Raw genomic sequence first — 23,494 nt, forward strand, 5'->3', positions numbered from 1 at the left:
CAGATTCGCATGTTTGAAAGAAGTTTTTTCTTTCCTACTAATTATTGCAATAGTCTCCTAGAGAAGACGGGCATATTAGCCGATGGTTTCAACCCTCGGATCAAAGGGATCCAGCTCTTTTTCCAAAGTTCCATCGGGACGGCCGACATAAAATTCTTTAGCTCATGTCAATCGTGTCTACGACACTTCTCTATTGGTTGTGATTGCTCATCAACGGGTTGAAACCCGTTGCTAAAATGTCGGCCGCTCCGATGAAACTGCTAGATGAATTATAGCGTGATCATTTGACATAATTTCACGCCAATTAAATTAATCTATGCGCCTTCAAAACTATTATTCTGTGCCAATCTGTAAAATCTGCGGACAGCCTATTTTGCGGTCGTGGCGTTCATCCGTTGCGGTCGTGGCGTGAAACTTTCCGTGGNGACTTCGAATGATGAAGTGGTGGTCAGTCTTTTCACCTTTGATCTTTCTCCTTAATCCAATCACTCAACCAACTTAAGAAAAGGTTACTCCGGGAGAGGAGAGCCTGTCCCGAGTATCGGGATCGCCGCCACATTATTGAACCCTCAGGAGAAATTCTGGGGGTTTTGTGTTTTTATACTTTTCTGAGAGATTAGAAGCGAGATGCGAGAGATTAGAAACAAGAACCAAGAATCAAGAAGCAAGACAGATTCGCATATTTGAAAGAAGGTTTTTCTTGCCTGCTAATTATTGCAATAGTCTCGTAGAGACGACCGGCATATTAACCGAGGGTTTCAACCCTCGGATCAAAGGGATTGAGCTCTTTTTTCAAAGTCCCATCGGGACGGCCGGCATAAAATCTTTTAGCTCATGTCAATCGTGTCTACGACACTTCGCCAGAGGTTGTTATTTTTCATCAACGGGTTGAAACCCGTTGCTAAAATGTCGGCCGCTCCGATGGAGCTGCTAGATGGTTTATAGCATGATAATTTGACATATTTTCACGCCAATTAAATTGGTCTTTCTTTTACGGCGATAAAGTGGTGGGATAGCTGAGATTATTACCTCCATGGCAACTCTCTCTGTGCTAATCTGTAAAATCTGTGGACACCTTATTTCGCGGTCGTTGCGATCTATCGTTGCGCTCGTGGCGTGAACCCTTCCGCGGCTTGGCGCCTTTGCGAGACACCCAAAGTTTCAGGATACTGAGATTAGAAAATGTCCAATGATGAACGATTAATTTTGAATTATGAAGTACAGTCTCCCTTTTACCTTTCTCCTTTTACCTATTACCTAAATCACTTAATTAACTAATCGCCAATCACCAATCACTCACTTTCCGTATATTTGCTAATGAAACCCAATTAGAGATTCTTATGAAAAAATCAATGTTGATGGCTATGGCCGCGGGAACGATGTTGTTTGCCTGTGGGCAGAGCGAAGAAAAATCTGACATGAACAATCCATTCTTTGAGGCATACAATACGCCTTTTGAAGTTCCTCCTTTTGATAAAATTGAAAATGCACATTTTGCACCAGCTTTACGGGAGGGCATTAAAGAACATCAAGCCGAAATTGATGCTATCGTAGCGAATACCGAAGAGCCAACCTTTGCAAATACCATTGAAGCATTGGAAAATGCTGGTTCATTGTTGGCAAAAGTGAACATTGTTTTTAGCAATCTGAATTCTGCCAATACCAATGATGAGCTTCAAGCCATTGCCAGAGAAATGGCACCTGAACTCTCCAAGCACTCTGATAACATCACCCTGAATGAACAATTATTTGAGCGAATCAAATCTGTGTATGAGAATCAGGATGCTTTCGGTTTGAATTCTGAGCAAACACAATTATTGGATAAGACATATAAGCGCTTTGTAAGAAATGGTGCTAATCTGAACGATGCGGATAAAGAGAAACTCCGAGAAATCAATAGCAAATTATCCGTATTAAGTCTACAGTTTGGCCAAAATGTATTGGCTGAAACCAATGGATTTAAACTAGTGGTGGATAATGAGGCTGATCTTGCTGGTCTTCCTCAAGAATTAAGAGATGCTGCTGCTGCTGATGCCAAAGCTGCTGGTGAAGAAGGAAAGTGGGTATTTACCCTTCAAAATCCGAGTATCATGCCTTTCTTACAGTATGCAGAAAATAGAGAATTGAGAAAGCAAATTTGGGATGCCTACCAAAAAAGGGGTGGACAAGGCAATGAGCATGATAATCAACAAGCCTTGATCGAGATGGCTAATTTGAGAAGAGTAAAGGCCAATTTATTGGGATATGCCACTCATGCCGATTATGTGCTGGAGGAAACAATGGCTAAAAATGCGGAAAATGTATATGCTTTGTTAAACCAATTATGGACTCCTGCCTTGGCAAAAGCAAAAGAAGAGCGTGCCGAAATGCAAGCAATTGCAACTGCAGAAGGAGCTGATTATCAAATTGAAGCTTGGGATTGGAGATTCTATGAGGAGAAGCTAAGAAAACAAAAGTTTGAGTTGGATGAGCAAGAAGTAAAGCCGTACTTCTCCTTAGATAAAGTTCAAGAAGGTGTATTTATGGTTACCAATCGCCTGTTTGGTCTTACTTTTAATGAGATTTCTAATATCCCTACCTATCATCCAGAAGCTAAAGCATATGAAGTGAAAGAAGCTGATGGCACCCATGTTGGGGTATTGTATATGGACTTTCATCCAAGAGCATCCAAGAGAGGTGGCGCTTGGATGACCTCTTACAGACCACAGCAAATGGAGAATGGAGAAAGAAAGGCTCCGATAATTTCCATTGTATGTAACTTTTCCAAGCCTACAGCTAATGCACCTGCCTTATTGACTTTTGATGAGGTAACTACCTTCTTCCACGAATTTGGTCATGCCTTACATGGACTTTTATCGAATGTGCAATATAGAAGTTTGGCGGGCACGTCGGTTCCAAGAGACTTCGTAGAGCTGCCCTCACAAATCATGGAAAACTGGGCTACTGAGCCTTCCGTAATGAAAGAATATGCAAAGCATTATCAAACAGGGGAAGTTATCCCTGATGACATTATTGCGAAGTTGAATAATAGCGGAACATTCGGTCAAGGTTTTGCGACTACAGAGTATTTGGCATCTTCTTTCTTAGACTTGGATTATCACACCCAAACAGCTGATATCACCATGAATGCTAATGATTTTGAAGTGGCTAGTATGAAGAAGATTGGATTGATCGGTGAAATCATTCCTCGTCATAAGAGTACTTACTTCCAGCATATCTTCTCCGGTGGTTATTCAAGTGGTTACTACAGTTATATTTGGTCTGGTGTTTTGGATACGGATGCATTCCAAGCCTTTAAGGAAACAGAATTATTTAATCAGGAAAAAGCTCAAGCCTTCCGAAAAGAGATTTTGGAAAGAGGAGGTACGGACGAACCTATGACCATGTATGTGAATTTCAGAGGTGCAGAGCCTAAAATCGATGCTTTGCTTCGCAAAAGAGGATTGGATCAAGTTAAGGTTGATCGTACGAAGTAATCTCCGTCGAGTAATTGATTGTCAATAAATTCTTATAAATCAAGAGGGTAGGTCTTATGGCCTGCCCTTTTTTTGTTGATAATCGTATAAATCTTATTAAACTTGTTTGATTGAATTTAATATTTGATAAAATTGTTCAATAATAAACGTTTGCTGTTGATTATTATGACTCGATTTTCCATATCCTCTATTATTCTATTGGTCATGCTAGGTAGTTTATTTGTTTCCTGTGGATCATCTCCTGATTCCAAGTTTTTGATTTGGTCAGATGAGTTTTCAAAAGAAGGCTTGCCTAACCCAGAGAAATGGACCTATGATGTGGGTGATAATGGTTGGGGAAATAACGAATTACAGTACTACACAGAAAAAGACTCCCGAAATGCTCGGATAGAAAATGGGATTTTGATACTTGAGGCGCATAAGGATAGCACTTTTGAAAAAGGATATTCCTCGGCCCGCCTGTTGACAAGGGGCAAAGCGGCCTGGAAATATGGATATATTGAAGTGAAGGCAAGAATTCCTCAGGGATTGGGTACTTGGCCAGCCATATGGATGCTTCCTGAGGATAATGTCTACGGTAGATGGCCCAAAAGTGGTGAAATTGATATCATGGAGCATGTAGGCTATGATCAGGGAATCATTCACGGTACCGTGCATACCGAATCATTCAATCATATGAGAGGTACTCAAAAAGGGAAGCAGTTACTTGTGCCAACTTGCTCGGAAGAGTTTCATGTTTATGCCATTGATTGGACTGCGGATAAAATAGATTTCTTTATTGACGGGGAAAAATACCACAGCTTCGTCAATACCGGGAGCAATGATCCTGCAGAATGGCCATTTGATCAAAGTTTTTATTTAATCTTTAATATAGCTGTCGGTGGGAATTGGGGAGGATCTAAGGGAGTTGATCCTACTATCTGGCCCCAGCGAATGGAAATTGATTATATTCGGGTTTATAGTCAAAAGCCGTAAGTTGTCAAAAGCTTCCATGAATTCGTGAGAAGCTTTTTTTATTTTTCGAGCAACTCAAGAGCGTATGTTTTGTTCATTTTTTATACACCAATTTTTATTTTGAAAACATTAAAAATTTTTATGATTTTCATTAAAAAATTTCATTTATAATTAATCTAAATAAATGCTTTTTATATTAAATCTTCCGCTACTTTTGCGCTCTATTTATACTAAATCCAAATAAAGCTAAAAAAATATATGAGATCAATCTGGTGTTTTGCACTAATGTTCTTCATTCAAGTGAATGTGTTTGCTCAAAGAGGGGCAATCAAAGGAACTGTTAAGGATGAAAACAATGAGCCTGTAGCTGGTGCAGCAATTGTGTTGGAAGGAACTGTGCGTGGCGTGCAGACTGATGCAGTAGGGAATTTCCAGATGCGAGATATTCCTAAAGGCAATTACATATTAAAAGCCAGTATGCTTGGTTACAAGGATGCCAAGGTTTCTTTTGTTGTGGATGCAGCGGAACCTCAGACTTTCGACTTAGTATTGGTAGAGGATTTATTGACATTAGATGCTTTTGAGTTTTCAGTAAGCAGGGGCATCATGGGTCAGGAGCGCTTGCCGGAAGTAGACAAATTTCGAATCAATGCCGGTAAAAAAACGGAAGTAATACGTGTAACTGAGATTAATGCCAACTTGGCGATGAATAATAGCCGTCAGATTTTTGCGCGTACACCTGGAATTTCTATTTGGGAAAATGATGGTTCGGGAATTCAATTGGGAGTAGCTTCTCGTGGCTTGAACCCCAATAGATCATGGGAATTTAATGTCCGTATGAACGGGTATGACATCACCCCAGATCCAATGGGCTACCCTGAAGCATACTTTACTCCTCCGATGGAAGTGGTAGAACAAATTGAAATCATTCGTGGAGCTTCTTCTTTACAATATGGATCTCAGTTTGGTGGCTTGATGAACTTTGTGATGCGTAAGCCAGATAAGTCCACCCGATTTACATTTGAAACACTCAATACTGTTGGGAATGATGGGATGTTCAGTACATTCAATTATTTAGGAGGTACGGAAGGGAAATGGAGTTATACCGCTTATTATCAAAAAAGAAGAGGCAATGGCTGGAGAGAGAATGGCTTTTTTGATACAGACCACGCGCACGTAGAAGTGAATTATGCGGCTAGCAATCGCCTGCTTTTGGGGGTAGAAATGACATATATGAATACCGAAAGTCAGCAGCCGGGAGGTTTGACGGACGAGCAGTTTGCTCAAAATGCACGTCAAAGTACCAGAGCAAGAAACTGGTTTAGTACTCCTTGGTTTATACCTGCTGTAACAGCTGAATATTTACTAAGTGAGCAGACCAAATTTAGCTGGAAGGCTTTTGGTACCTTTGCAGAGAGAAATTCTATCGGTTTTATGAACCCAATCTTTGAAGAAGATCCCATGGGTAATCGTCAAATTGATCGTGATTTTTATACTACTTATGGCTCTGAGTTACGCATGACCCATGATTATGGCTTATTCGGCAAGTCACATACCTTGGCAGCAGGCCTACGTTATTTTAATGGTTTTATTGACAGAAGACAATTTGGAGAGGGAGATAATGGGACCCGAATGAACTTCGATCTAATCGATGGAGGGATTTACCGAAGAGAGTTGGAGTTTACAAATATCAATCATGCCGCATTTGTTGAAAATGTATTCCGATTCAGCGACCGATTCTTAGCTACAGCCGGTGTACGTTTTGAACGCATATTTTCCAATATGGAAGGATTATTTAATGTTGTGAATGACTCAGAAGTTTTCTTGCTACCTCAGCAAACTACCCGTAATTTCTTGCTATTTGGTGTAGGTGCAGAATATAAAGTAACCAATTCTACGGAATTTTACACAAACTTTTCTGAGGCATACAGACCGGTCCTAATCTCTGATTTGACTCCTCCTGCGACTACAGATATTATTGATCCAAACTTGCAGGATTCCAGAGGGTTCAATTTTGATTTTGGATACAGAGGTGCGATTCAAAATTGGATGAAGTTTGATGTAGGCTATTTCTATTTGAATTATGCAGATAGAATCGGTACCATCGCACAGTTGGGGCCTGATGGAAGAATCAATCAGTTCCGTACGAATTTAGGTACTTCAGTAAGTCAGGGTTTTGAAGGATATGTCGAGTTTGATCCTGTTACGGCTTTGGCCAAGACTTCCAGATTTGGTTATGTGCATATGTTTGCATCGCTTGCCTTTGTAGATGCTAGGTATAGAGATTTTCCTGTAACGACCGTGAGCAATGGGGAGATTGTGCAAGGGAATCTGAATGGCAATCGCGTGGAAAATGCCCCTAGAAGAATCAATCGCTATGGGGTAACCTATCGATACAACAAGTATTCTGTTACTTGGCAGTTGAGTGATATTGGGGATGCTTTTGCAGATGCATCCAATACCGTGACACCAAATGCTGCTGCTACTGTAGGGTTGATTCCAGCGTATAGGGTACAGGATATCTCAGGTTCTGCGAATATTGGTAGAAACTTTATCTTAAGAGCTGGTATCAATAATCTTTTGAATGAAATGTACTTCACCCGAAGAGCGGGAGGATATCCAGGGCCGGGAATTATGCCGGCTGATGGAAGAACATTCTTTATAACAGCAGGATTGAAGCTTTAAAAAGGCAGTAATTTGAAGCCAAACAGCCTTGGCTATGCACTTGTAATTCAGGAGTCTTCCATATGGGAGACTCTTTTTAATTATAGAGTATATGTATGATTTTTTAGCTTTTATAAGTTTTTCTCTATCACTTATTGATTCTTTCAATTTTTAGAGGGAGGGCTCAGCATGTATTTTTGCGTAACAGAATTAATTATCATAAATATATACACATGAAAAGAATCACATTTATTATTGGGTTGCTGTTCCTTTTTGTTTTTGGAGCAGAAGCACAAAAAAATCCAACGAGTGTGGATGGCTGGTCAGGAGCGACCAAGCGAAGCCATAGTACCGCTCGTGCTTCACAAAATAGCGACTGGTGGCCAAGCCGGTTGAATTTGGGTATTTTGAGACAAAATTCTTCTTTGTCCAATCCAATGGGTGAAAACTTTGACTATATCAAAGAATTCAACTCTTTAGATTATGAGGCGTTGAAAAAAGATTTGACAGATTTAATGACTGATTCTCAGGACTGGTGGCCTGCTGATTACGGTCATTACGGAGGGTTGTTTATCCGTATGGCTTGGCATAGTGCGGGAACATACAGAACCGGTGACGGTAGAGGAGGTTCTAGAGCTGGGCAGCAGCGTTTTGCTCCTTTGAACAGCTGGCCTGATAACGCTAACTTGGATAAAGCAAGAAGATTGCTTTGGCCAATCAAGCAAAAATATGGCAATAAAATTTCTTGGGCTGACTTAATGGTTTTGGCAGGTAACGTAGCTTTGGAATCTATGGGTTTTGAGACCTATGGTTTTGCTGGAGGTAGAGAAGATGTGTGGGAGCCAGAGTTGGATGTGTACTGGGGTTCAGAAACCAAATGGTTAGAAGATAATACCCGTTATTCTGAAGGTAGAAAGTTAGAAAATCCTTTGGCAGCTGTGCAGATGGGTTTGATCTATGTAAATCCTGAGGGGCCTAATGGAAACCCTGATCCAGTGTTGGCAGCTCATGATATCCGTGAGACTTTTGGCAGAATGGGTATGAATGATGAGGAAACAGTTGCTTTGATTGCAGGTGGTCATACCTTGGGTAAAACACACGGTGCAGCATCTGCGGAATACGTGGGTGTTGAGCCAGAAGCTGCGGATATTGAAGAGCAAGGTTTTGGGTGGAAAAGCTCCTACAAATCAGGTAAGGGTGCTGATGCAATTACTTCTGGATTGGAAGTGATCTGGACCTTGACTCCTACGCAGTGGTCGATTGGATACTTCAAGAGTTTGTTTGAGCATGAGTGGGAATTGACTAAGAGCCCAGCAGGTGCTTATCAGTGGGTAGCTACAAATGCTGAGGTATTGTACCCTGATGCTTTTGATGCTGAAAAAGGTCACACGCCAACCATGTTGACTACAGACTTGTCCATGAGATTTGATCCAGTTTATGAGAAAATCTCCAGAAGATTCTATGAAAATCCAGCGGAATTTGATGAGGCATTTGCAAAAGCTTGGTTTAAATTGACGCACAGAGATATGGGACCAAAGACAACATATTTAGGTCCCGAGGCTCCAAAGACCGATTTGATCTGGCAGGATCCTATCCCAGCTGTCAACCATCCATTGGTGAATGATCAGGATATTGCTGCTTTGAAAAATCAGCTATTGAATTCTGGATTGTCTATTTCTGATATGGTATCTACTGCTTGGGCTTCAGCTTCTACTTTTAGAGGTTCTGATAGAAGGGGTGGTGCCAATGGTGCCCGTATCCGTCTAGCTCCTATGAAAGATTGGGAAGTGAACAATCCAGCTCAATTGCAGAGAGTATTGGGTGTTTATGAAAGAATCCAAGCAGATTTCAATGCCAAAAATGGTGCTAAGAAAATTTCTATGGCAGATTTGATAGTATTGGCTGGTTCTGCTGCTGTAGAAAAGGCTGCTGCTAACGCAGGTTACTCCATTGCAGTACCTTTTGTAGCAGGTCGTATGGATGCTACTCAAGAGCAAACGGATGTAGAGTCTATGAATTTGCTTGAGCCAATTGCTGACGGTTTCAGAAATTATTTGAAAACACAGTACACCATTTCAACTGAAGAGTTGCTAGTAGATAAAGCGCAATTGTTGACGCTGACTGCTCCTGAAATGACTGTATTGGTAGGGGGTATGAGAGCTCTAGGTGCTAACTATGATGGTTCCAAGCATGGAATTTTCTCTGATGCGAAAGACCAACTGAACAATGATTTCTTCGTGAACCTACTGGATATGCGTAATGAGTGGAAAGCTATCGATGATACCAAAGAGAAATTTGAAGGTAAGGACAGAAATACAGGGGAGTCTAAGTTTACCGCAACTCGTGCAGACTTGATCTTCGGTTCTCACTCTGAGTTAAGAGCATTAGCTGAAGTGTATGCACAGCAAGATAGTCAGGAGAAATTTGTAAAGGATTTCGTTAATGCCTGGACCAAAGTGATGCATTTGGATAGATTTGACTTGGTGTACCAAGCAAATAATTGATTAGAATTTTAATTTGAATTATCAAAGACCGAGGTTGGATGCAACTTCGGTTTTTTTTTGCTTATTTAAAAATACTGTTTTGTATTAAAAATATCGTATTTTATTCTGAATTATATGATGGCTGATTAAAAAATACCCAAATTTGGGTATTTTTTTAGATAATTAATTTGTTTAGGTTTGAATTATAAACATACGGTTTTTCACATTCTAATTTTCATACCATGTACACTATCAAGAGTTTTTGCCTGTACTGCGGAAAGCTAGTTCGTGGTCGGTCTGACAAGAAGTTTTGTGATGATTATTGTAGAAATAGTCACAATAATCAAAAGCGCTCGGTGGATAGCTGGGAAGTTCGTAACGTCCTTAGCATCTTGAAAACGAATCAAAAAATTTTAGCAACTGTTCTGAGAGATGGACAGGAATATGCTAAGGTTTCTTTTTTAAAATTGTGTGAAATGGGCTATAATTTCAAGTATCATACCCATACGGATCTCGGTTCTCATAACTTGACCTATGAGTTTTGTTTTGAGAAAGGTATTTACCGCATCGATCAGGATTGGGTAATTGTAGTCAGGGATCTGGGGGAGTCCTATTTGAAGGAGTTTAGCAAAAAGCTTGTTCGAGAATATCCCTCATCAAATAATCAGAATTACGCGTAATTTGTCCCTAAGTAAAGTTCCTGTCTTGAATTTAGTCGATAACTCAAGGCAGGAATTTTATTTTTTTGTAGCTTTCCTTATGGGAAAGAATGCAGATACCTACGAACAAATTGCCTTAGCTGAAATGACTGCTTGGCTTATGGAAGTCAAACAGCGTCCCGGTGTTGTGGGAATTGTCACTTCAGGTGCTCAGCAAGTAATCAATACAATTATTCCAGATAAAGTCCATCAGGCGATCACGTATGCGATGGAAAAAATGGTCAAGGCTGTGTTAATTGGTAATCAGTATTTTACTGGTTCACCTCTTATGTCAGGGACCTTGGAGGAGCGAGAGCTCAAGGTAAGAGATGTTATTACCATTTATCAACGTACGGCAAGTGTGGAGGGTGCAGTGACAGGTGCCGGTGGTATCTTGTTGGGATTGGCTGATTTACCTGCTTTTTTGATGATCAAGATGAAAATGCTATTTGAAATTGCCCGCTTATATGGGTATGACACCAAAACGTTGCATGAACGAATATTTTTACTTTATGTATTCAAACTGACATTTTCCTCTCAAGAAAGCAGGAATGAAACCATTAAACTACTTGAAAATTGGGGAGATTACGTTGGGAAGTATCCCGATCATATAGAAGCATTCGACTGGAGGGCTTTTCAGCTGGCTTATCGGGATTACCTGGATTTGGCTAAACTCCTGCAATTGATTCCTGTTATCGGCGCCGGTGTGGGCGCAGTAACCAATTATAAGTTGAGTGCTAAGCTTGGACATTTTGCCATGCAGGCTTTTCGGATGCGTTTTTTTGATGTGTAACGTTAGATGCAATTGGTAAGCCTATAATAAATGTGGTTCCTGAATCCAAAGAGCTTTTTACTTTGAGGGAACCAGCGTTGGCTTGAATAAATTGTTTGACCAAGAACAGTCCCAAGCCAGAGCCTGCCTCATTTGCAGTGCCGGGTGTGCTCTGACTTGGATGGATGTTGGATTCTAATAATTTTCGGTTTTTTTCAGAGAGAGGTTGACCAAAGTTTTGTATATGGATTGCTATATGGTTGTTTTTGTTGGTATATCTTATTCTGATTTCTTCATTAAAGGGAGAAAATTTTATTGCGTTATGAAATACATTTTGAAGAACAATTCGTAGCTGGTTTTTGTCTACCCAACAATTGGGGATATTTTCTTTTGCATGTCTGATGACGATTTGTTTCAATTGGATTTGATAATCAAATCGCTGGATTATGCTTGACATTTCTTCTTTGATATCTACTGAAGACGGGGAAGTTTGTAAACCTTCTAATTGCGATCTTGACCAATCTAGCAGATTGTTAAGCATGCGTTCTGTATGGACAACCTGTTGATACAGCATGTCTTTTCCTCTTTGCTTATCATCCTCTGAAAAAACATTTTGTTGTTCTAGCTCCATGAATTGTTTGATGGAGCTGAGGGGAGCTCTGAGATCATGGGAAAGGATGGAGAAAAGCTTGTTTTTTGCCTGGTTGATATCGTTGAGAGAAGTATTTTGTAATTCAATTTGCTGTTTTTGGTCCTCCAAAATCATATTAGCCTTAGCTAGGTCACTGTTAAGCTTACTTTTTTGTTGGTTTTTGCTTATAATTATCCACGCGCCAATTACTAATATTGCAATAAAGATGACCAAAATCCAGGTGATTAGACTGTATAGATTGTTTTGTTTCTGAATTGAAGTTTTTTCCTGATTGAGTTTCAAATTCTCCGAATTAGCCAACTGAAGTTTCAAAAAATTGATTTCTGTTGCTTTTTCCCGGCTATACAGGCTATCGCCCATTTGCTTGTTGATTTTGGCAAATTCCAAAGCTTTGGCGTATTGTCCCAACTGTTCATACACTTGTGTAAGCACAGCGCTTGCACGCTGTTTGTCCCAAAATGCACCTACTAATTTTGCATTTATGTATCCCTGTTCTCCAAAAGTCACTGCTTGCTGCCAGGCTTCTTTTTTTATTAGAATCTCGGCCATACCGGTATTTGCAAAAGACAACTCCCAGTAATTAGATTCGATTGCTTGTCTTAGAACTTGTTGGTAGAGTTGTGAAGCATGTTCTAAATCGTTCAATTGGTAATGGATGTAAGCCAATCTATTTGTTGCCATCATTCCATGGATGTTATCGGACGTTTCAACCGACATTTTTATAGCCTTTTCCAATTGTTCAATAGCCTCAGGGAATCTTTCAAGTTCTGATAATCCCAACCCTAAGTTAAAATGGGTCCGGATCATACTTACGGAGTCCTGTACTTCATAAGAAAGTGCCAGGCATTTCTCCCAGTAATTCACAGCTGATTGGTAATTGTGTTGTGCTAATTCGATCAGGCCAAGCCCATTCATAGCCCTGATCAAATCTGTCTTTTGATTGATGGTATTTTCGAGAAGGGTATAGGCTTTTTTGTAATCTCCCATAGAGGCCACATAGCGTCCTGCTACATAGTTGTTGCCTGCTCTATGGAGGAGTATTTGTGCTTCAAAGTCAGTGAAAAGCCCCGACGCTTTTGCGGCTTGCTCTGCTTGATCAATGAAGTAGTGCGCAGAATCTACTGAGGTATAGCGTATTTCGATTCCTTTTTGGATCAGCTGGTCTACTTTTTCTTTTTGGGCAAAAGAATTCCAATAAAAAAAGACAAAAGAAATGGTTAGTAGAAATACTCGCACAGCTAATTAAAATTCAGGATCAAGTGATTTAGTGGCTAAATTCAAACATTTTATTGAAAATTGGAAGGGCTTGCAAAGGTATTTCTTGGATTGAATCGAAATATCCAGTGTTTTTTAAGTGGAAAATTTAATATTCTGTCTAATATCCCCATTTTTACTATCGGAAATATTTTAATGAGTGGCCTTTTTAGGCGTCTTAATTTTGTGATTGTATGAGTGACTTATTTTACTTGGATCATTGGAACTGGGAATTGCTGTTGGTATTAGGCCTTCTTTTTTCAGCCATTATCATGTTTATTCAAAATAAACCACGCATGGATGCCGTGGGAATGATCATGATTGCAGTTTTGCCTTTTACCGGGATTTTGAGTATTGATGAGGCATTGACAGGGTTTAGTGATCCAAATATTGTATTGATTGCACTTTTATTTGTCTTGGGAGAAGGGTTGGTGAGGACAGGGGTGGCACGTGATATTGGAGACTGGATTTATAAAAAGGCTGGAAATCAAGAGATCAAACTATTAATGTTATTGATGGTGGCGGTAGCAGGCTTGGGTTCAGTGATGAGTTCAACCGCGATTGTAGCAATTTTTATCCCGGTAGTCTTGCGGATTTCCTCCAATACCGGTATTTCCCCAAGTAAGTTGATGATGCCTTTGAGTTTTGCGGCATTGATCAGTGGGATGATGACCTTGATTTCTACGGCTCCCAATCTTGTGGTCAATTCGGAGTTGGTTCGCCAGGGGTTGGATGGGTTTTCTTTTTTCGCCATTACACCTTTTGGGGTTGCGATTTTGCTGATTGGGCTCGGTTATATGGTTTTTGCTCGCAAACTAATTCCTGATCGCTCTGCGGGTAAAAAAAGTAAAAAGAAGCGTCCTACGATCGACGATTGGATAGAGAAATATAAGCTTAGGCAACGGCAATACCGCCTGGAAGTACAAGAAGCGTCTACCTTGGTAGGGATGAATTTTGATGCCTTGGATTTTTCAGAGCGTGGGCTACATTTGTTTGCTATTGAGCGCAAGGATAGACGGCAAACGGTTTTTCATCGTCCCAATAAACAGATGGCCTTGCAAGTGGGAGATGTACTTCTGCTGGATGTGGCAGACCAAGGTGTGCAGCTTTCCAAATTCACCAAGCAGTATGGGCTTAAAAGGCTACTTCTGACCGATCGAAAGCGGTACATGACGGATTTATCTCAAGAGTTGGGCATGACTGAAGCCATTATTCCAGTCAATTCACCCTTGGTAGGGCAGACAATTCATGATGCCCGGGTGCGTTCGGATTCGGGAGTGACTGTCCTAGGTTTGTGGAGAGCAGATGGTCTGATGGAAGATACATTTTTGGATGAGGAGATTAAGGTAGGGGATACCTTATTGATTGCTGGTTTTTGGGATGATATCAAGCGTTTTCAGCAAGATGATAGGTCCTACGTGGTCTTGTTGCATTTGCCGGCGGAGTTTGATGATAAGCTACCGGCGCATACCAAAGGAATCCAAGCAATTGTGATTTTGGCTTTGGTTGTTGGGGCGATGGTTACAGGAATAATGCCGAATGTGTTGGCTGTCTTGATAGGGACTTTATTGATGGGGTTATTCCGAATCATTGATATGAATAGTGCTTACAATGCGATTTCCTGGAAGAGTTTGGTACTGATTGTAGGGATGATGCCTTTTTCTTTAGCCCTTCAACGAACAGGTGGGATTGAGTTAGCGTCAGATGCATTGGTGAGTTTGGTCGGGGACTCTGCTCCTAGGGTGGGTATTGGTGCCTTGTTTTTGATTACGGCCCTATTAGGCCTGTTTATCTCCAATACGGCAACGGCAGTCTTGATGGCCCCTGTAGCTATTTCCATGGCGATTGAATTGGGTGTTTCGCCTTATCCCTTTGCGATGGCAGTGACCTTGGCAGCTTCCTCTGCCTTTATGACCCCGGTATCTTCTCCGGTCAATACCTTGGTAGTAGCTCCAGGGAATTATGTATTTGGGGATTTTGTAAGAATGGGAGTGCCATTTACAATTTTGATTTTAATTTTGAGTGTTTTTTTGATCCCGGTGTTTTTGCCATTTTGAGTAAACTTACGTTAAGAGCTTTCTTTGATGTAGGGGATTATCAAGAAAAAAAGAAATTTGAAAATCAGTTGGTTAGGGTTAATTTGAAAAAATAGCTGTTTTTGTATTTGTAAATTGTATGTTTACCCGTACATTTGCAATCCGTAAAGCAAGCAGATGTTTGCAATCGACTATAGAGGAGTGGCAGAGTGGTCGATCGCGGCGGTCTTGAAAACCGTTGTACCGAGAGGTACCGGGGGTTCGAATCCCTCCTCCTCTGCACAAAAAGGCTGAGCAAACGCTCAGCCTTTTTTGTTTGAGTCGTCGGGGCAGCCCTGCAACCTGGCCCCTCGCTAAATTGCTCCACCGGAGCAATTCTTCACGCTCGGTCCTCTCCTCCTCTGCATTCAAATGCTAAGTATTAGCTTGGCTTTTTTCATTTCGAGTCGTCGGGGCAGCCCTGCAACCTGGCTCGTCGCTAAATTCAATCCAAATTCACCTCATCCTTTCCAATTCCATTGATGTTCATCAGGCGGGAAATGGTATCATCCATTTCCTTGCAAAGTGCGATCATGCTTTGGATATTGCTGTCGTCTATGTCTTCGAAATGGGCATATTGAAATTCGAAAACGTCACCGATTTCAAAAGCATCATTGATTTCCTTGAGATGGTTTGTCATCGCTAAACTTACAATACAGCCAAATACCTTTACCCTTGCTTCCCAAAGTTCATTGATGCTGTTAATTAATTGTTCTCTGTATGTATCCATTTTCTCTTGCTTGTTTCCGACATTGTTTCAACTGGGTACCTATTTGAAAGGAGCGGGCACCAAATGATAAAGCAAAAAAAGTAAATGATTGATTATTAATATAGGTGTAACTATATATCTTGGTACTAAACTAATGGTAGGTACCTGCTTTTTATCAGGAAGTGCTTTATAAATATCTCCACGTGTATTTATATACTTTGGAATTATACCTTGGGTCTTCAGTAAGTTCGATTTTTTCAAGATGAATTTCACGATTTAAAAAATAATTAATAAAATTTTCAAGAGTTTTCCATGGAAGGTTTAATATAGTGCCGCTTAGCGACTTGCCAATAGAATATTTATTGAATAATGGATTAAGCCTCGCAACAAATAAGGCTGGCGTTCCATCTGGATCAATGTAAGAAATGTCTTCTTTATATTTAAAGTGAACATCTGCAATAAACCTACCTGAATAGTCGTACTCTCCTTCGGCAAGCTCTTTTCTTACATTGATTATTTTATAGAATCCTTCAATCATTGCCTGAGGTGAAGATGCAAAGGTATGAAAGTCTTCATTAGTGTAGTTTTTTGTCCCCACTGAGAGCATCAAGTAACCCTTATTTGTGGTAACATCGATTGGTTCTGGTTTTGTCATCCAAGTACCTAAATAGTAATAGAGGGTTTGGCCATCAACCACTTTTGTAGGACAATTTGAAAGGTCAATATTCATAATGATCAAAAACTATTGGTTGCAAGGTTAAATCTGTTTTCAATAATTATTCAAGATCATTTATACTGTAAATGATTTAAATACATTTGTATGTAATTTACAATTATCTACTCTTATTCCAAGCTTTAGATATTGAAAGATTCTACGTAAATACAATTAGCAAATGTCATACGTTATCACTTATCTACAAAAACCGACACTTTTGGTCTATTTTGCTACGCTTACTCAATTTACAATTTTTAAAAATTATTTTTTAGTACTTTTCACTTTAGTTTGTAGAACAATGTAAAGAAGTTGTAAAGTAAAAAATGGAAGAAAACCAAAAGAAATGTCCCTTCTGCGCAGAGCTTATCAATCGGGATGCTATCAAGTGCAAGCACTGTGGGGAGTTTTTAGATAGTAGTTTAAGACAAGCAAGGAAAACAGAAAGTCAGGTATTTATTAACGCTACTCAAGAACGGAAATGGAGTCCAGGAGTAGCTGCACTCTTAAGCTTTATAATTCCAGGTGCTGGGCAGATGTATAAAGGAAATATTTTTACAGGCCTTGTTTGGCTGATTTTTGTAATAATTGGTTACATGGCACTCGTGCTACCCGGAATAATTCTTCATCTGATTTGTATTATTTCGGCAACCTCAGGAGATCCTAATCGTGATGGTGGTTAAAAATGATCAATTAATTCTTTTAAAAAATTATTTTATCGATGGATAATTATCAATTATTTATAGGCGCACTATTTCTTGCTTGGATTATTGTTTCGGTTAGGTTAATGCTAACCATTCGTAAGACTAAAGATATTCATTCAGTAAATCCATATTTATATGATTCTATACCAAGCGTCTTTACAACTTTAGGGGTTTTAGGGACTTTTTTAGGTATTTATATCGGTTTAATGGATTTTGATGTTAATAATATCAATGAAAGTATACCTCTTCTTTTGGAGGGTTTAAAAACTGCATTCTTGACCTCTATTATAGGAATTGTTTTTTCAATAGGTTTTGGGAAGGCATCAAAATTGATTTACGGAAAGATTGAATCTAACCAACCTCCTAAGCCTTCTGATGAAATCTCAGCGCTCAATGAAATTTTAATTGCTATTAAAATAGGGCATGATAAAAATCAAGAGGCATTTAAATCCCTTCAAGCTGCTATCAATGGAGAAGGTGATGAATCATTGGCAACACATCTCACAAAAATCAGGAATCAAAACTCGGATTTATTAAAAGAGACTGAAAGCCAAAAAACTGCCTTTGACAAAATCCAGAAATCCTTAGGAGGAGATGGAGAGACGAGTTTATTGACGCAGCTTCAAAAGTTGAGGTCCGAGCAAAATGAATATTCTCAGGCTAACAAAAAAAGCATTGAATGGATCATTGAGTCCATGGGTAAAAACAATAAAGTTATCGAGGAGAAATTCAACGAGTTCGCGGTTCTATTGGCTAAAAACAATACAGAGGCGCTTGTCGATGTCATGAAGAAAGCGACAGAAGAGTTTAATAATCAAATGTCAGCATTGATCAATAAACTCGTTCAAGAGAATTTTGCAGAGCTCAACAACAGTGTTAAAATGCTGAATCAATGGCAAATGGAAAATAAAGAAATGATTGCCAAGTTGACTGATCAGTTTAAGGGGGTGTCTAATGATTTCTCAATTTCTTCAAATGCCTTGAAAGAAGTAACCCTAAACACGTCTACGCTAACGGACAAAAACAGTCAGTTGGCACAAATAGTAGATTCACTCAAGAAGGTAATGGTGGACGATAAGAAGTTCTCTGAGATTACCACTAAAATTGCTGATACAGTAGAAACCCTAAAAACGAATACAGAGGCATTTGATGCGACTACTCAGCAGCTCAATCAATGGGTCAAGAAACAACGTGATTTCTCGGACAGTGTGGCCAAACTCCTTGTTAAACTTGAAGAGGTCGAGAAAATCAAAGATATCAACGAAGTGTTTTGGAAGAACCTGAAATCTCAGTTAAACGACGGTGTAAGTATTATAGAAAAGTCCATTAAAGATTTAGACAATGAAGTTCAGGAGATTCATGGTCATTTCTATACCAAGCTTAATGATACCTTCCAAAATCTGGATAATTTGATCCAACGAGTAATGGCTCAATATAGATAATCTCAAAAACTATGTCACTTACCAAAAAAGGCTCCAAATCAGAAGAAAGTAACTGGGTTTCCTTCTCTGATATCATGACAGGGTTGATGGTTATTTTCATGTTTATAGCCATTTCCTACATCTTGGAAGTTCAAAAAAAACAGGGGGAAAGGGATGAGCTTTTTGAAGAATTTCAGGCAACAAAAGAAAGTCTTTACAATTCCTTAGACAGTGCTTTTCGGGAAGATTTTAATAAATGGAAAGTAGAACTGGATAAAGATCTTTCTATTAAGTTCACAAACCCGGATGTTCTTTTTGCATCTGGACAAACGGAAATCAGGCCGTATTTCAGAGAGATCTTAGATGAATTCCTGCCCGTGTATTTTGAGATTGTGTTACAGGATAGGTATCGTGATAAAATTTCTGAAATCAGAATAGAAGGACATACAGATCAAGTACCCGCTTACAACTTTGATACAGATCCATACATTGGCAATATCAAGTTGTCCCAGCTACGATCTGCTCAGGTATTGAAATATTTTAGAAATATGGACTTCTTTCACTCCCTTCCTGAGGAATCCGTTCAGTTGATACAGTTTTGGTTGACTGCTAATGGTCTTTCGTATGGGCGTACATTGGATGATAATAAAAATCTAACAAGTGAAACTGGCTTGCCAGTGAATAACGAGTTTTCTCGTAGAGTAGAATTTAGGATTGTCACGACCAGTGATAAACTTGTAGAACGGGTTATTCAAGAGCTTTCAGGAAGATGAAAAACAAGGTGTTTGATCTCGAATTGTATAAGTTTCAAAATTTGTCCAGAGCATTGGATAAGTGGGGATTTCCTACAATTGATTTTGAAAGTGGATTCAAGGTCATCAAAGGAGTTGATTTTGAAAAAGCCTATAAAGCAGGAAATATTCGATTCGAAGATGATGGGATTTATTTGGATTATGAAACGCATTCCTTTAAAGGATATATGTTTATTCAAGAGCCTTATCTGGAAAGATACAATATGCGTTTGCCGAAATTTCACATCGTCAAATGTAAGGTCATTCAAGAATTTCTTGATAGTGGGAAATTTAATCATAGGTACAATTTCTCAAATTCAGAAAAAAATGACCTGAGGGATAAGGAAAGTGGATATCTCTATGAGAATAAAGAGCTGTCATTGTGTGGATATTGTAAAAAACAGATCAACTCAGAAATTGATACAACACGGGATTTTCACGATTTACTCGGGGACTTCGAAAAGGTTGAGGATATCGAAGTAGATATTTTTGGCTACCCAAAGGGATGGGAACAATTAAGTAGAGCCTATCGCGAGCTTCATGATTATACGTGTGAGGAATGTGGCATACAGGTTAAAAAGGCCTTAGACAAGCGTTTTATCCAAGTCCATCATGTGGATGGGGATAAAACAAATAATTCTGATAACAACTTAAGGTGCCTGTGCATCCTTTGCCATGCAAACCAAGACGAAAAGCATCAGGAAAATTTCAGTAAAGGATCAAGGAATATTGACTTGAATAGCTTTGTTGAAAAGTATAAAAAAGAACTAAAGGAAGCTGGTAATCCTTTCTTCAAAATTAAACGGTAATAAAATTTTTCTCAAAGTTTCGGGAGACCTTTTTTGCATTTGTAGTTAAAACCAATAATAACTTTCTTAGCGAATTCATAGAAACCATTTAACCATGTCCCTTACCCCCTACCACGCCAAATATTTTGCCTTTGAACTGACCAAACGGGTGGCTTCCGATTCGGTGGAAAAACTGGCTTCTGCGTTGGTGGATGCCCAAGTGGACCTTAACCCCCATCAGGTGGAAGCAGCACTTTTTGCATTTAGGTCGCCTCTTTCCAAAGGAGCTATTCTGGCCGATGAAGTGGGCTTAGGGAAAACCATTGAAGCTGGTTTGGTGATCTCACAAAAATGGGCTGAACAAAAACGTAATATATTAATTATTTCCCCTGCTAACCTTCGGAAACAGTGGGGACAGGAACTCCAAGATAAATTTTTCCTTCAGGCACTCATTTTGGAATCTAAATCCTTTCAGGAAGAAATTAAAGCAGGAAATCTCAATCCTTTCGATCAAAAAAACAAAGTGGTCATTTGCTCCTACCAGTTTGCCAAATCAAATGCTCCTTACCTCATGCATACCCGATGGGATTTGGTGGTCATAGATGAAGCTCATAGGTTAAGAAATGTTTACAAACCGGGTAATATCATTGCCAGAACACTAAAACAGAGTTTAGAGCCTTTTCCAAAGGTTTTGCTTACGGCCACTCCTTTACAAAATTCCCTGTTGGAACTTTATGGCTTGGTTTCTATTATCGATGACCACGTATTTGGGGACCTGAAAAGTTTCAAAGCCCAATACAGCCGTGTAGAGAACCATCCAGATCCCTTGGTCTATGAAGAACTGAAAGAAAGGATACAGCCCGTCTCTATCCGAACGCTAAGAAGGCAGGTATTGGAATACATTAAATACACGGAGCGAAAGGCATTCGTGTTTGAGTTTTTTCCCTCCGATAGGGAGCAACAATTATACAATCTGGTCTCGGCCTATTTGCAAAGACCCAAATCCTATGCCCTTCCTGCATCCCAACGAAAGCTGATGACTTTGGTCATGAGAAAGCTCTTGGCCTCCTCCTCATTTGCGATTTCGGGTACTTTTAGAAAAATGCAGGAACGATTGGGAGAGATCTTGAAGCGTCATGAAGACCGGGAAGAAAGTATTTGGGAAAGCTACTTGGAAGCGGAATACGAAGATTATGATGAGCTGAAAGACGAATGGGGAGAAGAGGAAGAAGCAAAGAGTAATGAAAGTTGGTTCACGGAAGATGAGTTATTGGAGGTCAAAGAGGAATATGAGCTCCTAGGAACTTTTGCTGAGCTTGCTGAATCCATCGAAGTAAATGCTAAAGGTGAAAAACTGGCAGCTGCCTTGGAATCTGGTTTTAAAGAGTCGGAAAAAAGAGGAGCTCCCAAGAAGGCCATCATTTTCACGGAAAGTAAGAGAACGCAAGAATACCTGGCCGAGCTTTTGGGTAGAAAAGGGTATGAAGGAAAGATAGTCTTATTCAACGGTACCAATGCAGATAAAGCTTCCAAGAAAATTTATCAACATTGGCTGGCTGCTAATCAAGGTTCTGATAAAGTCACAGGCTCTCCCACAGCAGACATGCGAGCGGCTCTGGTGGATGAATTCAAGGAGCGGGCCCAAATCATGATCGCTACGGAAGCGGCGGCGGAAGGGATCAACTTGCAGTTTTGTTCAATTGTCGTCAACTATGATATGCCTTGGAATCCTCAACGGATCGAGCAGCGCATAGGAAGATGCCATCGATATGGGCAAAAGTACGATGTCATTGTGATCAACTTCCTGAACAAAAGAAATGCAGCAGATGAACGGGTGTACAAACTCCTTCATGAAAAGTTCAATCTTTTCAATGGGGTTTTTGGAGCAAGTGATGAGGTTTTGGGCACCATAGAATCAGGTGTTGATATAGAGCGGAAAATCGCCCAAATCTATCAGGAATGCCGTACCGAAGAGGAGATCAATGAGAGTTTCAATCTTCTTCAACAGGAACTGGAAGCCAGCATCAACCAACAGATGCAGCATACCAAGCAAAAGCTCCTGGAAAATTTTGATGAGGAGGTTCATGAAAAGCTACGGGTGAATCTTGCTGCCAGTAGGGAATACATCAGCAAGTACGAAAACATGCTTTGGAACTTGACCAAATATTCCCTTCAAGATGAGGCGACTTTTGATGACGAAAACTTGGTATTTGAAGTCACTCCATCTTCAAAAGTAACAATCCAAGGCATATTTAAATTGGGGAAGAATGCCGCTGAAAACCAATTCACCTACCGAATCCAGCACCCTTTGGCCCAACAGGTAATTGCCCAATGGGAAAATGCCATTTTGGATACGCAGGAGGTGCTATTTGACTACACGAATACGTCTAAAAAAATATCCGGATTGGAATCCTTGGTTGGACAATCCGGTTGGTTGAAGTTCAGCAAACTTTTTATCAAATCCTTTCAGGATGAAGATTACCTGATTGCTTCAGCCATTACCGATGAAGGCTACACCATTCCTGCAGAATTGGTGCCCCGCTTTTTTTCAGTGCATGCTGAAGTAATGTGTTCAGCTTCTCCTAGCCAGGAATTTCTGGGCCAGCTAGCAAGGATCAGCGAAGAGCTATGCGAAGAAATGAGAGCCTATTCTATGGAAAAAAACACCGCCTATTTTTCTGAAGAGTACGAAAAGCTGGACCATTGGGCGGATGATATGAAAATCAGTTTGGAGAAGGAACTGGCTGATCTGGATGCAGAAATCAAATTAAAGAAATCCGAAGCCCGTAAAATCACCGAACTCAAGGCCAAAGTTTCTGCCCAACGGGAAATCAAGGATTTGGAAAAAGAGAGAAATGAGAAACGAAAAAAACTCTTTGAGGCCCAGGATACCATCGAACAACAGAAAGAAAAATTGTTATCAGAAGTGGAAAGTCAATTGAATCAGGAGGAAAAAGTAGAGGGGTTGTTCCTCATAAGATGGCGAATAATTTAGTATATTTATTGTTGGACATAAGTTCAAGCGAAATGAAAATGGAAACTAACGCTACTCAATATTGGCTTTCTCCTCCAGGGGATACTATTTTGGAAACCATGGAAAAGGTAGGTCTATCCAAGAAGGTGTTGGCTGAAAGATTAGAACTGTCCATAGAGGCATTCGATTTTCTTTTGGAAGGAAGGATGGCCCTTACTTCTGAATTGGCCATTAGCTTAGAAAAAGCTTTGGATATACCTGCCTCATTTTGGATAGCAAGGGAAGAGAATTTCAGGAATGAATGGAGTAATTCAAAAGTACATTGATGGATAAACCGAAAATAAATTTTGGAAATATCCCTTACTTT

At 39.9% G+C, this 23,494-nt stretch carries 16 protein-coding genes and 1 tRNA gene; 14 read left to right on the plus strand and 3 right to left on the minus strand.

From position 1 onward, the window contains the following. Positions 1-1,340 precede the first annotated feature (1,340 nt). From IE080_RS18600 to IE080_RS18625, 6 genes are all read left to right on the plus strand, one after another. A complete protein-coding gene (locus tag IE080_RS18600) occupies positions 1,341-3,476 on the plus strand; it encodes a M3 family metallopeptidase (protein WP_189586442.1) in 2,136 nt (711 codons plus the stop codon). A 204-nt stretch (positions 3,477-3,680) separates the two neighbouring features. Next, on the plus strand, positions 3,681-4,451 hold the full coding sequence (locus IE080_RS18605; RefSeq protein ID WP_229800737.1) for a glycoside hydrolase family 16 protein: 771 nt from the start codon (positions 3,681-3,683) through the stop codon (positions 4,449-4,451). A 237-nt stretch (positions 4,452-4,688) separates the two neighbouring features. Beyond that, positions 4,689-7,115, plus strand: coding sequence for a TonB-dependent receptor (locus tag IE080_RS18610; protein WP_189586447.1), 2,427 nt, complete (start codon positions 4,689-4,691; stop codon positions 7,113-7,115). 212 nt (positions 7,116-7,327) lie between these two features. Continuing rightward, the gene (gene katG, locus IE080_RS18615; RefSeq protein WP_189586450.1) at positions 7,328-9,598 is read left to right on the plus strand and encodes a catalase/peroxidase HPI; all 2,271 of its coding nucleotides are present in this window, start codon (positions 7,328-7,330) and stop codon (positions 9,596-9,598) included. 221 nt (positions 9,599-9,819) lie between these two features. Then, complete coding sequence (locus IE080_RS18620; protein ID WP_189586453.1) at positions 9,820-10,257, plus strand: DUF2116 family Zn-ribbon domain-containing protein; 438 nt, start codon at positions 9,820-9,822, stop codon at positions 10,255-10,257. 79 nt (positions 10,258-10,336) lie between these two features. Then, positions 10,337-11,068 carry an EcsC family protein gene (locus tag IE080_RS18625; protein WP_189586457.1) on the plus strand — a complete coding sequence of 244 codons (732 nt, stop codon included), beginning with the start codon at positions 10,337-10,339 and terminating at the stop codon, positions 11,066-11,068. Here the strand turns inward: IE080_RS18625 and IE080_RS18630 are convergent. Continuing rightward, positions 11,013-12,935: a tetratricopeptide repeat protein gene (locus IE080_RS18630; RefSeq protein ID WP_189586460.1), complete on the minus strand. Its 1,923-nt coding sequence runs from the start codon at positions 12,933-12,935 to the stop codon at positions 11,013-11,015. The genes IE080_RS18625 and IE080_RS18630 overlap by 56 nt on opposite strands. A gap of 212 nt (positions 12,936-13,147) precedes the next feature. Here IE080_RS18630 and IE080_RS18635 point away from each other — a divergent pair, with 212 nt between their 5' ends. Together IE080_RS18635 and IE080_RS18640 are read left to right on the plus strand one after the other, a co-directional pair. Further along, positions 13,148-15,010 carry an SLC13 family permease gene (locus tag IE080_RS18635; RefSeq protein ID WP_189586463.1) on the plus strand — a complete coding sequence of 621 codons (1,863 nt, stop codon included), beginning with the start codon at positions 13,148-13,150 and terminating at the stop codon, positions 15,008-15,010. Positions 15,011-15,184: 174 nt separating this feature from the next. Continuing rightward, positions 15,185-15,269, plus strand: a tRNA-Ser gene (locus tag IE080_RS18640). Positions 15,270-15,473: 204 nt separating this feature from the next. On the opposite strand, the gene IE080_RS18645 is transcribed toward IE080_RS18640, so the two are convergent. After that, on the minus strand, positions 15,474-15,758 hold the full coding sequence (locus IE080_RS18645; RefSeq protein WP_189586464.1) for a hypothetical protein: 285 nt from the start codon (positions 15,756-15,758) through the stop codon (positions 15,474-15,476). Between the two features lie 166 nt (positions 15,759-15,924). Then, positions 15,925-16,467, minus strand: coding sequence for a hypothetical protein (locus tag IE080_RS18650; protein ID WP_189586467.1), 543 nt, complete (start codon positions 16,465-16,467; stop codon positions 15,925-15,927). A 308-nt stretch (positions 16,468-16,775) separates the two neighbouring features. Here IE080_RS18650 and IE080_RS19600 point away from each other — a divergent pair, with 308 nt between their 5' ends. The 6 genes from IE080_RS19600 (at position 16,776) to IE080_RS18685 (ending at position 23,453) form a co-directional block, all read left to right on the plus strand. Then, positions 16,776-17,132: a DUF5683 domain-containing protein gene (locus IE080_RS19600; RefSeq protein ID WP_229800738.1), complete on the plus strand. Its 357-nt coding sequence runs from the start codon at positions 16,776-16,778 to the stop codon at positions 17,130-17,132. A gap of 38 nt (positions 17,133-17,170) precedes the next feature. Next, positions 17,171-18,595 carry a MotA/TolQ/ExbB proton channel family protein gene (locus IE080_RS18665; protein WP_189586470.1) on the plus strand — a complete coding sequence of 475 codons (1,425 nt, stop codon included), beginning with the start codon at positions 17,171-17,173 and terminating at the stop codon, positions 18,593-18,595. A gap of 11 nt (positions 18,596-18,606) precedes the next feature. Further along, on the plus strand, positions 18,607-19,347 hold the full coding sequence (locus IE080_RS18670) for an OmpA/MotB family protein (RefSeq protein ID WP_189586473.1): 741 nt from the start codon (positions 18,607-18,609) through the stop codon (positions 19,345-19,347). Then, positions 19,344-20,174 (plus strand): HNH endonuclease, encoded by an 831-nt coding sequence (locus IE080_RS18675; RefSeq protein WP_189586475.1) that lies wholly within the window; start codon positions 19,344-19,346, stop codon positions 20,172-20,174. Before IE080_RS18670 ends, IE080_RS18675 begins: the two co-directional genes overlap by 4 nt. A gap of 94 nt (positions 20,175-20,268) precedes the next feature. Continuing rightward, positions 20,269-23,148, plus strand: a complete 2,880-nt coding sequence (locus IE080_RS18680; protein WP_189586478.1) for an SNF2-related protein — start codon at positions 20,269-20,271, stop codon at positions 23,146-23,148. Between the two features lie 38 nt (positions 23,149-23,186). Continuing rightward, a complete protein-coding gene (locus IE080_RS18685; RefSeq protein ID WP_189586481.1) occupies positions 23,187-23,453 on the plus strand; it encodes a helix-turn-helix transcriptional regulator in 267 nt (88 codons plus the stop codon). The last annotated feature ends 41 nt before the right edge of the window (positions 23,454-23,494 follow it).

The sequence above is a fragment of the Mongoliitalea lutea genome (genome assembly GCF_014652135.1).
Lineage (GTDB): Bacteria > Bacteroidota > Bacteroidia > Cytophagales > Cyclobacteriaceae > Mongoliitalea > Mongoliitalea lutea.

Bases quoted from the DNA above. Each gene is read 5' to 3' on its own strand.
- IE080_RS18675 (WP_189586475.1), top strand. From the start codon at position 19,344: ATGAAAAACAAGGTGTTTGATCTCGAATTGTATAAGTTTCAAAATTTG.
- IE080_RS19600 (WP_229800738.1), top strand. From the start codon at position 16,776: ATGGAAGAAAACCAAAAGAAATGTCCCTTCTGCGCAGAGCTTATCAAT.
- IE080_RS18600 (WP_189586442.1), top strand. From the start codon at position 1,341: ATGAAAAAATCAATGTTGATGGCTATGGCCGCGGGAACGATGTTGTTT.
- IE080_RS18670 (WP_189586473.1), top strand. From the start codon at position 18,607: ATGTCACTTACCAAAAAAGGCTCCAAATCAGAAGAAAGTAACTGGGTT.
- IE080_RS18635 (WP_189586463.1), top strand. From the start codon at position 13,148: ATGAGTGACTTATTTTACTTGGATCATTGGAACTGGGAATTGCTGTTG.
- IE080_RS18605 (WP_229800737.1), top strand. From the start codon at position 3,681: ATGCTAGGTAGTTTATTTGTTTCCTGTGGATCATCTCCTGATTCCAAG.
- IE080_RS18645 (WP_189586464.1), bottom strand. From the start codon at position 15,758: ATGGATACATACAGAGAACAATTAATTAACAGCATCAATGAACTTTGG.
- IE080_RS18680 (WP_189586478.1), top strand. From the start codon at position 20,269: ATGTCCCTTACCCCCTACCACGCCAAATATTTTGCCTTTGAACTGACC.
- IE080_RS18665 (WP_189586470.1), top strand. From the start codon at position 17,171: ATGGATAATTATCAATTATTTATAGGCGCACTATTTCTTGCTTGGATT.
- IE080_RS18685 (WP_189586481.1), top strand. From the start codon at position 23,187: ATGGAAACTAACGCTACTCAATATTGGCTTTCTCCTCCAGGGGATACT.
- IE080_RS18610 (WP_189586447.1), top strand. From the start codon at position 4,689: ATGAGATCAATCTGGTGTTTTGCACTAATGTTCTTCATTCAAGTGAAT.
- IE080_RS18650 (WP_189586467.1), bottom strand. From the start codon at position 16,467: ATGAATATTGACCTTTCAAATTGTCCTACAAAAGTGGTTGATGGCCAA.
- IE080_RS18625 (WP_189586457.1), top strand. From the start codon at position 10,337: ATGGGAAAGAATGCAGATACCTACGAACAAATTGCCTTAGCTGAAATG.
- IE080_RS18620 (WP_189586453.1), top strand. From the start codon at position 9,820: ATGTACACTATCAAGAGTTTTTGCCTGTACTGCGGAAAGCTAGTTCGT.
- katG (WP_189586450.1), top strand. From the start codon at position 7,328: ATGAAAAGAATCACATTTATTATTGGGTTGCTGTTCCTTTTTGTTTTT.